This window comes from Microcystis aeruginosa FD4 (genome assembly GCF_009792235.1).
GTDB classification, from domain to species: Bacteria; Cyanobacteriota; Cyanobacteriia; order Cyanobacteriales; family Microcystaceae; genus Microcystis; species Microcystis viridis.
Map to the genome: position 1 here is coordinate 4,786,586 of NZ_CP046973.1, position 11,785 is coordinate 4,798,370.

The following is an 11,785-nucleotide window of genomic DNA, read 5'->3' on the forward strand; positions in this document are numbered from 1 at the left end:
AGGGAGTAGAACGATGGTAAAGGCGATATCTTTCTCTGAGTCGGAGATTATCTATCCCGATAGTGATGGTAAACCGATGGCCGATAATACCAAACAGTTTCGCTGGATCGTGACGATCAAGGAAAATCTCGGCTCTTCTGGTTTTTGTGTGGAAGGAAGAAGAATAGGGATAATTTGGGTGCATCTCAATTTGGTCGAAATATCTAGAGGACATTTTGGGCGCACGCAGTGCGCCCCTACCATTGGCGCAATCATATTATTGTAGGGGCGAATTGCCTTCGCCCTCTTTGAATAACTGCTGCTGCTCACCTATAGGTGAGGGAAAGTCTCAAAATTGAGATGCAGCCGATAATTTTCGGGAAATATAGTCTTTAAAGCCTTGTCTGGCAAGACTCCTACGAAGGATAAGCACTGATACACAAAGTCGAGGAGAGCCAAATCTCGAATGTTTATTCGCAGAAAATGACAATGTGTTTATCGCCGGCGATCTGTTGTGGTATCCGGTCGAGGGGGATATTGACATCCTCACCGCCGGGGCCGGACGGTGATGACCGGCAATTCAAAACAAACTTAATTGAATGAATTTCGGATGGGTTGACGCTTCACGGGATGCCGCTTCTTTAACAGAAGTCTGACGCTTTCCTCCACGCCCATTTTGAGTGTCCGAATGCCCGACGGCCACTTTCATATTAATTGCTGCATTCACATCTCTATCGTGGAAAGTACCACAAAAAAGGCATTCCCATTCACGGACATTTAACGCTTTTTTGCCTCCAATATTCCCACAACAGGAGCATCGCTGACTGGTTGGCTCCCAACGGGAAATTAGTCGAAAATCACGCCCATATTTATCGGACTTCGCTGATAGCATATCTCGAAAAGACCGCCCTCCTAAATCTGATATAGCACGGGACAATTTTCGATTTTTAACCATTCCCGATGTGTTTAAATCTTCTAGGACTATCGTTTGATTCTCACGGACAATTCTAGTAGATAGTTTCTGCAAGAAATCAGTCCGAGTATCTTTAATCTTTGCCTGGATTTTAGCTACTCGTTTTCTGGCTTTCTCTCTTCTTTTACTTCCTTTCTGTTTTCTAGAAAGGTTTCTCTGTGCTTTTTTAAGCCGTTTTAATCGTCTTTTTAAAGGTTTTGGTGCATCTATTTTTTCTCCTGTGTCTAATGTGGCAAAAGTAGCAATCCCTAAATCGATTCCTACAGCTTGCTCGTTATCTGGCAAAGTTTCGGGTTGAATCTCAACAACAAAGCTGAGAAAATATCGCTCGGCTGCGTCTTTAATCACGGTGACGCTAGATGGTTTAGAGGGTAATGGACGGCTCCAAACCACTTTTAAATCAACAATTTTTGCTAAAGTAACGCTGTGTTGATTAACCATCCGTTGTCAGTAAACCTTGCTGATTGTTTAGATTTACGCTTTTTAAACTTAGGAGGCTTAACTTTTCTGCCTTTTCTTTTTCCTTTACAGGATGCAAAAAAGTTAGAATAAGCAGTTTCTAAGTCTCTTAAAGACTGTTGCAAAGGAATAGAAGAAACCTCAGTCAGCCAGACTTTTTCTGTTGTCTTTTTAATTTGAGTTAGTCTTTTGGACAACTCTGTATATTTCAGCTTTTTCTCTCCTTGTCGATAGAGTTCTTGGCAGTAAGCTAAGGTATCGTTCCAGACGACACGCACACACCCAAACAATTGAGACAAAAGCCTCTTTTGTTGGTCGGTTGGATAAATCCGGTATTGATACCTTGCTTTCATTGGGTTAGAATGGGTGTGTCTGTACTTTATTTTAACTAGGTCTGCCAATAATCTCAAAGAGATTTAAATTCATTTTCGTCTTGACATCCTCATCCTCACCGCTCCGGCATAAGCAATGGTTAGAAAACCAGATTGCGCCGCAGGTAGTCTTTGAAATTCTCTCTCCGGGCAACAATAAAGCGGAAATGCGCCGAAAATGGCAATTTTATCAGCGTTTTGGCGTAGAAGAATATTATCTCTATGATCCCGATGCTAATTATCTACAGGGTTGGTGGCGAAGGGGTGATCAATTGGAGATGATTCCCGCAATTGATAATTGGCAGAGTCCGCTTCTACAGATTCGTTTTCAACTGGAGAGTCCCCAGTTAGCTATTTTTTATCCCGATGGCTCGCGGTTTTTGACCACCCTAGAAATCAAGCAAAAAGCTGAATTAGCCGAACAACGAGCAGACGCTGCCGAACAGCAAGCCCCACAGGAACGTCAACGGGCCCGGGAAGCTGAGGCAAAATTAGCCCGCATAGAGGCGCAATTACGGGCAATGGGGATTAATCTAGAGGAAAGCTAACGAGAGACTGGAAGGACGGGATTTAACCAGTGGAGAATCTCATCTTTGAGACGGGAATTATCCCGGGCAAGTCCCTGTTTTAACCATTGGCCGATCGCGTCGAGGGGAGTAAATACTTCTCCGGTTTGCCAACTGACATCTTGACTCAAGGGAGTGAGATGATTGCCCGGGAGAGTTCGCAGGGCAATTAAATCATTAAAGCGTTTTTTTAGCAGGGGATTTAATACCAGAGATTGATCGATCGTGTCGTCTTGAAAACGGATTAAAAGATTGCGACGAATGGCATAATCTTGGAAAATTAACTCGTTTGTTTCTTCGGGAGAAGGGGTAAATTCGAGGTTAAAAGTGGTGTCAATTTGCAAAGGTTCAATAAAGGGAATAGCCCGACGAATGGGATAATTATTGAAGGAAATGAGGATATTTCCCTCCCGTTCCACTTCGTAGAGACTACCGATTAATAAATGTAGTTTACACCCCATACTGTGACCCAATCCGTAGATGGGGAGATAACCTTGGGGCAGACTATGATTCCAGCGCAGACGTTCAATAATATTATCAAAACGGTTTAAAACTGTGCGGGCGATCGATTTGTGATCGAGGGTATTAACAAAGGGAGTCGCAACAATAGCGTATCCTGAATTCCCAAGACTTTCTAATAACCAACGATAGGTGATATTCGGGGCTGTCGCCACAAATGCCCCCCCTAAAAAGTGAATGATACCCCGGGGGCGACGGGGGAGAAAAACCCAATTACCTGCTATTTCTTGCCAATTCATAATTAGTTATCAGTTAATTAATAACTTAGTCACTGACCAAATAAATATCACTTCATATTATACTAAATCCTGTTGAAAAGGGATAGGAGATTAGCCAGAGATTGGCACCGCCGGATAACGATAACTGCTTGCCCAAATCATCAAAGATCGGGATGAATAGTTCTAGGCCAGTTTTTTCTTAATAAAAGCCACTAATTGAGACATTTGTTTCTTGATACTTTCCATTTCTGTTTGCATTTGGGCAATTTGGGACTGGAGAGTCTGAATATCGGTGCTATAATCCCCGGTGAGTTCCTCTGGTTTCGGGCTAGAAACTGTTGGTTTGGGAGAATATTGTGAATATTGTTTGGCCTTGGTCATCGCTTCTTTAATCGCTTGTACCAATTGTTTTTGGTCGAAAGGCTTCTCAATAAAGGCAAAATGCTGGAAAGGTTCGGGGATTTTCTCTACTACCTCCTCTTTCCGTCCCGACATTAACACTAGGGGAATACTTTTGAGATTATCTTCTCTTTGGATTTCCTGAAACAGATCCCAACCGCTCATTTTCGGCAGCAGGAAGTCCAAAATAATCAAATTCGGGTTTTCGGTACGGATGAGATTATAGCCCTCTAATCCGTCTTTAGCTTCGAGGACTTCAAAGTTACCCTCTGGTAACATATCGCGAACGTGCATCCTGATCACTTTACTGTCATCGATAACGAGAATTTTATGATTTGACACAATATACACCTTAGAAAAGAGATAATAGATAAGCTCGATGATTCGAGGGGGTATTGAGGGAAACTGTCGGGATAGGGATTGAGGATTCCCAAAAACCCCTTAGAAACTAACATACACCTTGACACTCCCTTCGCACTAAGCGCTTCGGGATTCTTGGTTCCGCTGAGTTTCCTTAACCTGACAGGACCTATCCAATCAAGTCAGAGGGAATCTCTCCCCAAGTGTATCAGTTTCTGTGTGTCCCACCGTACTTAGTCCCCTTTTCAGAATGTTGATAGCGGCGTTAATATCTCTATCTTCTGCATAGCCACAGTGAGGACAAATAGGGGTTCTTGTGGATAGAGATTTAGGGACTTTTTGACCACAATTAGAGCAATTTTGACTCGTGTTATGGGATGGTATGGCTACGGTAGCCTTACCATATTTAAAGCCAAAATATTCTAACCGTTGTCGAAAAGTTAACACTGAGCTTTGTCGAAGTGTTGACCAAGCCACATCATTAATAGATTTAGCTAGTTTAGAGTTTTTTACCATGCCTTGAATATTTAAGTTGACCTGAGCGATGAAATCGTTAGATTTAATGACGCGCCATGCCTCTTTTGAGGGCATTGCCTCTACGTTGCCTACTTATTCTTAAATGTTTTCTAGCAGCTCTCTTTCTGTCCCTTTGGTAGTTGTTTGATTGGGGTTGACCTTTTCTAAACTTTTGGGATTTCTTCCGATTCAAACGGCTTAATCTTTTTTCCGCCTGGCGATAGTATTGCCGTATTTCTACTGTTTCCCCATCACTATTAGCGTAGAAAACTTTTAAACCTACATCCAATCCTACACATCTTTTAGTTGGTTCTAGGGGTTTAGCATATTCCCGAATATCAACGCTTAGACAGAATTGGACATAATAACCATCTGCTCGTTTAACAATCCTAACTCGTTTAATTTGGTCTAGAGGGTAAAAGTTTAGGTCTCTAGTTCCTTTTAGTTTAACCGTGCCAATGTTTTTCTTATCTGTGAAAGTAATTTTTTTTCTATCCTCCGATAGTTGACCTCCACAGTTTTTATATTCCACAGAACGATTATTTTTCTGAAATTTGGGATAACCTTTTTTACCTTTTATTTTTTTTCTTACAATTATCATAGAAACGAGCAATAGCTGACCAGTCACGTTCTGCTGATGCTTGTCTAGCCATAGAATTTAAAGCATCGACAAACTTAAACTGAATGGCCGCGAACTGCACAATATTTATTGAGAGAATATTTATCGATTTTGTCTTCTCTCTTGGCATCCATCCAAAGCCTTAATGCTTTGTTTCTGATGAATTGTACTGTACGAATAGCCTCATCGATGGCAGAACACTGACTTGGTTTGACCACGGCTTTCATTTCTAAGACAATCATTGCTTATCGACCTCAAACAACTTATTTTAAGTTAACCTGTAGAGCATCGGATTGTCAAGATTTTAGCGTCCACTGAGCCTTTACATTGAGCCTTTACATTGAGCCTGTCGAAATCTGTCGAAATGTGTCGAAGTGTGGCCAGCGAAGCTCTGTCGAAGTGTCGTGCTTCGTGTCACTGAGCCTGTCGAAGTGCTGTTTTATATTGGTCGGGGTTTCATCCCGTCGCTAAATGCGAGGGTCTTCACCCCGACATTTGAGATAAAGAAAAAACCTCGGTTAATGTCCGAGGCTGCTGTTGTAGGAGAACTCAAGGCAAAACAAAAGGAAGATACCAAAACCAAAGAGGTTTTGAGCGGTAAATCACCTTTGTTGTCCCATTGTAACCCCTGTTTAAGCGTATCGGGAGGAAGTAGCACTTTTTAGGGCTAAATAACCTAAACCGAGACATAAAAGCGCATTTACGCCCAAAAATGCCTGAGCGATCGTACCAGAACCTAACCAGATCAGAGTAGGATGGATAACAGCACTGATACCTAAAGTCACCGCCATAGCTAAAGATGCCCCCACCGCTAACCATTTTGCTTGGGGATGACCCAAAAGCAGGGCAATCAGGACAAAGGGCAGGATAACACTGGCAAAAAGCGGATTGAGGGCAGAACTTCCCTGAATAACGCCTCCTAGGTCGGAAAGAGAACTACCCAGCACTCGGAAAGGCCATTGGGGTAAATCGAAGATATAAAGACCTCTGAGGAAAAATAAGCCAGAACTGCCAAAAATTAGACCAGCATTCAAAAATACGTTCCAAGAGAAGGGAAAATAATTTCTCAGTAGCCAAGCGAGGAGATAAGAACCCAAAACCATCGCCATTTTGGGTAAAACCGCCACCGCGCCGCCATCAATCCAGAAACGGGGATTGAGATAACCGTTATCGCGCAACCAACGCCAAAAATCCCGGAAAGTAATCTGTCCTTTTAGGGCTAATTGTACGGCACTGCCCGCGTCTAATTGTCCGGCCCCAAAATGATTAAAGGGATCATCATTGATCTTACGGGCCGACTGTTGCAAAACCTCTAAAACTGCATTGGGTTCTTTAATTCCCGCGGCCTTGATTAAAGCTACCACCCCGGCAACGTGAGGGGCTGCCATGCTGGTTCCCTGAAAACCGAGGAACGCTGGTTCCCCCCCTTTAGCGGGATCGATGGTTTCTTGGATAATTTTACCCGTATCGGAGCCGCCGGGGGCAGCAATATCGATTCCGGCCCCGAAATTAGAATAGGGGGCTTTATTTCCGGAGGCATCTACCGCAGAAACGCCGATAACGTGGGGAAAACGGGCAGGATAGGCGGCGGAATTATCATCGGCATTACCGGCAGCGGCGACGATTACCACACCTTTACTATAGGCATATTCGATCGCCTCTTTCATTACTTGGGTTTCGCCTCCACCCCCTAAACTCATATTGATGACATCGGCTTTATTGTCGACGGCAAAACGAATCGCTTCGGCAATATCTCCCACGCTTCCCCCACCCGTCCCGGAAAGTACCTTGAGGGGCATAATTTTGGCTTTGTAGGCGATGCCGGCTACCCCGTAGTTATTATTGGTCGATTGGGCAATTGTTCCCGCTACATGGGTTCCGTGACCGTTATCGTCTTCGGCATTGCTGCGATCATTGACGAAGTCGTAGCCTTCGACAAACTCGGTTTCTCGCAGATCGGGAACCATTGATACACCTGTATCAATAACGGCGACGGTGATCCCTTCACCGTGATTTTCTTCCCAAGCGCGTTCGATGTTAATTCCCCGCAGGTTCCACTGTTTGCTATAGTCGGGGTCGTTGGGGGCGATAAAAGCATGATAAATATAATCGGGTTCGATCGATTCGGTGTATTTTTTTACGTCGGAATTGCGGAGAGTTTTCAGGAGTTGGCTATCTCCATCGACAGTGTAAAGATGTTCCTCGATGGAAAAGATACTATTTAAACTGGTGGTTTTTCCCGCTTTTTTGTTGATAGCATTTAACTGCTCATCGAGGACGCTGACGGGTATATCGTCTTTAAAGTCGATTAAAATTGATTGATATTCGCCCCGATTTGCTAATCCGGTAAAGTTAAAGAGAGCAAATCCTAGACCGATAATGAATAGGGTTAACAATAAAATTTTTTTCATAGATTTCCTAAGAATTTATCATTACAAGCCAAGGTTTTTAGTTTTGATGAGAAAATCTGAGCGAAGTTCCCCTATTTTTGTCTCGGTTAAAGATAGAACTAACTGGTTACAAAAAAGTCACCTGTGGTTTATTTTAAGCTCGATCGCCGATCGCTGTTAATTGCCGACTGGCAAAAATAGCTTCGTAGTGGCGATAATGTTTAAATTCGAGGAGATTATAGAAAGGATCCTCCAGAAAAAAGGTTTTATGTTCGGTTATCTCCCCAGCAAAGCGAGTTTTTGGTTCTAGATAAAATTTTAGTTGATTGACTCGTGCTTGTGCGAGAAGATTGTCCCAATCGCTGGCATCCGGCAGAATTAGACCAAAATGGCGAGGATAAATGCTATTTTGGGGAGTAAGAGGCGTTTCGGTGACGTGAGCGACCACCTGATGACCATAGAAATTTAAGATTATCGCTTTCTCGGTTTCCCTTCCCGCTAAACAACCTAAACCATCACAGTAAAAGCTTTTAGCGGTGGACACATCGGTAATCGGAATAGCGAGATGAAAAATTGCAGGTTGATTCATGGCGATCGAGTTTATCGGCATTCTACTAGGTTCCATTGTAGCGATCGAGGGGCGACTGTTACAGGAATTTTTTCTTGAAATTGGCCATTACCTAGGATTGGCCGAATAAATCTAAAAACCTTGTTGGATAATATCTTTAGGCTTTTTTGACATCAAAAAGTGCCGACTCTTAGAGTAATCGCAGGGAAATTTTCGGCACTTTTTCCCTGAAAATCGATAAAACCCCACCTAAAGACTTTGTGCGATTCTAAAACCAGCGTGTTGATAAAAATTCCGGCGAAACCAATTGCGATAGTAGGGGAGGATTTCTGTGCCGTTAGTCACCCAAGCTCCTCCTAACATCATTTTATGTTGACTATTAAAGAAAGGAGTGGAATTGTCAGCATAGAGGTAATGGGGTTGAAAGTCAGTTAAGGGATTAAAATCATCTTCTAGCCATTCCCAGACGTTACCGCGTAAATCATAAATTTCTGAGTTATTGCCCGTATTTTTTAACATTCCCACGGGAGTGGGAGAACAGAATTTTAAATTGAGGTTATAGTCCTCAAAGTTATCGTTTTCTAGGGTATAACATCGATTTTTTTGACTGCCATAGGTGACTAAATTCCACTCAGCTTCCGTCATTAAACGTATTCCTTGACCTTGAAAACGACAGTAGGCGATCGCTTCATAATAGTTCACTTCTACTGGCCAATCGAGAGGTAAATCGAAAACATCAAACATGGCTCGATATTGATAATTTCCGCGCTCATCTACCAGCCAAAATTTAGGATATTTGACTCGATAATGATTTTTCCATTGCCAAGCTTCCTCATCCCAATAACTGGGATTTTCGTAGCCACCATCATCGACAAATTCTTTAAATTCTCCGTTGGTAATCATATATTTACTCACCAGAAAATTGTTAACTTGAACTTGACGATAACCATACTCATTATCCCAACCATAAATAGGAGAATCTTGGGGTTTACCAATTTCTACTATTCCCCCAGAAACCTCCACCATTTGATTAGGATAAACTGGACCCAAAGCAGGAGCATAATGCCAACCTTGAGGACGTTGCAGACAATCTAGAGGCAGTTGTCTGAGTAACATTGAAGATGTTTCAAAGTGAACACGCTGATGCTCAATTCCCATCATTAATGACCAGAGATAATGCTGAGGATGAATGGGAAGATTAAGGGGGATATTTTTAATTATTTCGACCACAATTTCAGAGACTTGTTGCCGATATTCCCAAACTTTAGCCACCCCGGGCCATTGAATATGAGCGATAGCAGAGTTTAATTCTGCGGGAGTTGCTGGATCTACTCCCACTCCAAACAATAATTCATAGTCAGGATTAGGGCTTTTTTTTAATAGGTTAACCATCTGCAATTTATTCAGATAAAAAGCGGCAGCATGACCTAAATAAAAGATGAGGGGATTTCTTAAATCATCAGGGTTACAATAAAAAGCTTCTTCTTTGATGATGCTTTTTAACAGCATATCTTCTAATTGCCAAGCATTGTCAAAATAGTCCAGTATATTTTCTCGACTACAGTTTTTTAGAGAGATAGGAGCCTGTGCTTGAATCTTTTCCATGTTTTTATGCCTCTATTACTGATAAAAATGTTTTCATTATTTACGGTGATAATTGACAGAGAATTAAACCGAATAAATTTTCAGGATCGGTGAAACCCTTAAGCGGTTTTAATCCCTTTGATTCTAGGTCTTTTTGCATAGTTTCTAGGTTGAATTTACGGGATATTTCTGTTAAAATACTCTCCGATGCTTGAAAATTAACCGTTAAATCGAGTTTTTTAAGATGGACAGGGTGAGTTTTTTGACAAATTAAATACATTTCAATTTGAGATTGCTCTTGATTATAGATAGCTTGATGACTAAATAAATCTAGGTTAAAATCAGCTTGAAAACGCCAATTTAAATGGGAAAGCATATTTAAATTAAAAGCGGCTGTCACCCCTTGTGCATCATTATAAGCTGCTTCTAAAATTGCCGATGGTTTTTGGAGATCAATCCCTAATAAAAAATAATCTCCAGCTTTGAGGACAGTGGCAATTTTTTCTAAAAATTTATCACATTCAGCCGCAGAAAAATTACCGATCGAACTTCCCAAGAAAAAAATCATTCTGGTATTATCGGAAGCGTTTTGATAATAGGCTAAGGCCTGTTCATAGGTTCCAATTAACCCCTGAATAAGTAAATTAGGATATTCTTTTTGTAATTCTATGGCACTAGCTTGGAGAATAGTTTTCACTAACATCAATAGGTACATATTTAGAGGATTTTTGCTGGTGATAATAAGCGTCCAATAACAGACGAGTTTTAGTGGAACTACCACTGCCTAATTCGATCAATTCGCAGGCTCCTGTATAGGCGACAATTTCTGGGGCATATTCTTGAAGAATAGCCGCTTCTGTCCTAGTGGGATAGTATTCTGGCAATTGACAGATTTCTTCAAAAAGTTGGGAACCTTGCCGATCATAAAAATATTTAGATGGTAAACTTTTGGGGGTTTGAGTTAATCCTTCAATCACATCTTTTCCCTCATCTTTAACTATATTTTGACCAGTAGCGGAAGTAACTAGATACTCAATTTGTAATAGTTCTTGGTTAGATGGGTTAAGCTGCATAGATTCTCCGATTATTCTCAATTTTTTTGATTGTTCTCGATCGATACCGAGGATGAAATCCACTTTGACAGCTTGAATGCTGGCAGAGATTATCGTTCCCCGGTAATTTTACCATAAAACGCCGCAAAATTTACCTCTTGTCTAGATAGACAAAGTTTGTGGATCGTAAATAAAAGCTGTTAAATCGATCGAGATGGGTGCTGATGTTATCCAAGCAAAATTATCGGTTCAATTAATCAGTAAAGACTGCATTTCCTCTAAAGTAAGATTTTCTTGAATGTAGCGAGGTTTAAGGGGATGATAGGGACTAGCAAGACGATCTATCCTAATAATTGTCGCCGTTTCAGGAATGAGCGGAATATCTGGATCGTAGGGGGTGCTGCGGGTAAGGGAACTAGAAAAACCTTTAAAAATAGAGATTTCTTCCTCCTCCCCATCCACAGCAATAGTCACCAATAAAACCTCTTGGGGATTTTTAAGGGTGTATTGTTCGAGTTGTTGACCAATATTCATAGAAAAATGGCTAATCATCGATAGCTAAAAACTTACTGTTGTAAAGCTGAACGTCCCTGTTTGCCAAGGCGAATAAGAAGAAAATGGGCAAAATAGAGAGTATAAAAAGAGAGACCAACTAAACCAAAAAAGCCCAAAACATTAGCGGTAGCTTCTGAATGAAAAATCTCGCGAAACTGCCATGGTGCTTCCTGCCAAACCTGACAATAGGGAGAATTTAGCAATTCCCCTGACATAGCACAGGAGAGAAAAGGTAAGGTAGAAATTGCGCCCAAAGGACAATAAATCGTAACTGCCCAACGCCAAGCAGTGGTGACAAATTTAATCGGACTGGCGGGTAAATCTTTAATTTCATCGTTAATATCCACCCAAAACCAGAGGGAAATCGGGATTAAAATCTTAGCTAAAAAACTGGTAACAAAACCAATCGGCCAGGAAGCAATCATTAAATATACGGTAATTAACAAAAGACTAGCCACTCGCCAATAGATAATCAACAATTTTTGTAATGATTCGATTTTTGCAAATAAAGACCAAATCAACAAAATTGCCGGAATAATCACCGTAAATAGGACGGCTAAACGATAATCTATCCAAACGAGAGGACGAAACCAAAGTTGATTCATAAACTATTCAGACATAATTACACTGTCAACATTTTACTGTCTTCGGACGCAG

The 11,785-nt window shown here is 41.4% G+C and carries 7 protein-coding genes and 5 pseudogenes; 2 read left to right on the forward strand and 10 right to left on the reverse strand.

Annotated elements, in window-relative coordinates; genetic code table 11:
- Window positions 1-13 precede the first annotated feature (13 nt).
- A pseudogene (locus GQR42_RS23800) lies at window positions 14-130 on the forward strand (Uma2 family endonuclease); the annotation flags it as partial.
- 429 nt (window positions 131-559) lie between these two features.
- Here GQR42_RS23800 and GQR42_RS23810 read toward each other — a convergent pair.
- Window positions 560-1,764: pseudogene (locus GQR42_RS23810) on the reverse strand (RNA-guided endonuclease InsQ/TnpB family protein).
- A 107-nt stretch (window positions 1,765-1,871) separates the two neighbouring features.
- Here GQR42_RS23810 and GQR42_RS23815 point away from each other — a divergent pair.
- Window positions 1,872-2,330: pseudogene (locus GQR42_RS23815) on the forward strand (Uma2 family endonuclease); the annotation flags it as partial.
- Here GQR42_RS23815 and GQR42_RS23820 read toward each other — a convergent pair.
- The 9 genes and pseudogenes from GQR42_RS23820 to GQR42_RS23860 form a co-directional block, all read right to left on the reverse strand.
- Entirely contained in the window at window positions 2,327-3,106 is a 780-nt protein-coding gene (locus GQR42_RS23820; RefSeq protein ID WP_158201872.1) for a DUF1350 family protein, read from the reverse strand. The pseudogene GQR42_RS23815 and the gene GQR42_RS23820 sit on opposite strands and share 4 nt — an antisense overlap.
- 162 nt (window positions 3,107-3,268) lie before the next feature.
- Window positions 3,269-3,826, reverse strand: a complete 558-nt coding sequence (locus tag GQR42_RS23825; RefSeq protein ID WP_158201873.1) for a response regulator — start codon at window positions 3,824-3,826, stop codon at window positions 3,269-3,271.
- 195 nt (window positions 3,827-4,021) lie between these two features.
- Window positions 4,022-5,221: pseudogene (locus tag GQR42_RS30175) on the reverse strand (RNA-guided endonuclease InsQ/TnpB family protein).
- Between the two features lie 390 nt (window positions 5,222-5,611).
- Complete coding sequence (locus GQR42_RS23835) at window positions 5,612-7,390, reverse strand: S8 family peptidase (RefSeq protein WP_158201874.1); 1,779 nt, start codon at window positions 7,388-7,390, stop codon at window positions 5,612-5,614.
- Window positions 7,391-7,523: 133 nt separating this feature from the next.
- On the reverse strand, window positions 7,524-7,958 hold the full coding sequence (locus tag GQR42_RS23840) for a VOC family protein (RefSeq protein ID WP_158201875.1): 435 nt from the start codon (window positions 7,956-7,958) through the stop codon (window positions 7,524-7,526).
- Window positions 7,959-8,186: 228 nt separating this feature from the next.
- On the reverse strand, window positions 8,187-9,542 hold the full coding sequence (gene ovoA, locus GQR42_RS23845; protein ID WP_158201876.1) for a 5-histidylcysteine sulfoxide synthase: 1,356 nt from the start codon (window positions 9,540-9,542) through the stop codon (window positions 8,187-8,189).
- A gap of 40 nt (window positions 9,543-9,582) precedes the next feature.
- Window positions 9,583-10,594, reverse strand: a pseudogene (gene egtD / locus GQR42_RS23850) (L-histidine N(alpha)-methyltransferase).
- Between the two features lie 228 nt (window positions 10,595-10,822).
- The gene (locus GQR42_RS23855) at window positions 10,823-11,107 is read right to left on the reverse strand and encodes a DUF7734 family protein (protein WP_158201877.1); all 285 of its coding nucleotides are present in this window, start codon (window positions 11,105-11,107) and stop codon (window positions 10,823-10,825) included.
- 32 nt (window positions 11,108-11,139) lie between these two features.
- Window positions 11,140-11,733 carry a DUF3177 family protein gene (locus GQR42_RS23860; RefSeq protein ID WP_002770135.1) on the reverse strand — a complete coding sequence of 198 codons (594 nt, stop codon included), beginning with the start codon at window positions 11,731-11,733 and terminating at the stop codon, window positions 11,140-11,142.
- Between the last annotated feature and the right edge of the window lie 52 nt (window positions 11,734-11,785).

What these genes read in the sequence shown, in the direction of transcription:
- GQR42_RS23820 (WP_158201872.1), bottom strand. Translation starts at nt 3,106, where the DNA reads ATGAATTGGCAAGAAATAGCAGGTAATTGGGTTTTTCTCCCCCGTCGC.
- ovoA (WP_158201876.1), bottom strand. Translation starts at nt 9,542, where the DNA reads ATGGAAAAGATTCAAGCACAGGCTCCTATCTCTCTAAAAAACTGTAGT.
- GQR42_RS23840 (WP_158201875.1), bottom strand. Translation starts at nt 7,958, where the DNA reads ATGAATCAACCTGCAATTTTTCATCTCGCTATTCCGATTACCGATGTG.
- GQR42_RS23835 (WP_158201874.1), bottom strand. Translation starts at nt 7,390, where the DNA reads ATGAAAAAAATTTTATTGTTAACCCTATTCATTATCGGTCTAGGATTT.
- GQR42_RS23855 (WP_158201877.1), bottom strand. Translation starts at nt 11,107, where the DNA reads ATGAATATTGGTCAACAACTCGAACAATACACCCTTAAAAATCCCCAA.
- GQR42_RS23860 (WP_002770135.1), bottom strand. Translation starts at nt 11,733, where the DNA reads ATGAATCAACTTTGGTTTCGTCCTCTCGTTTGGATAGATTATCGTTTA.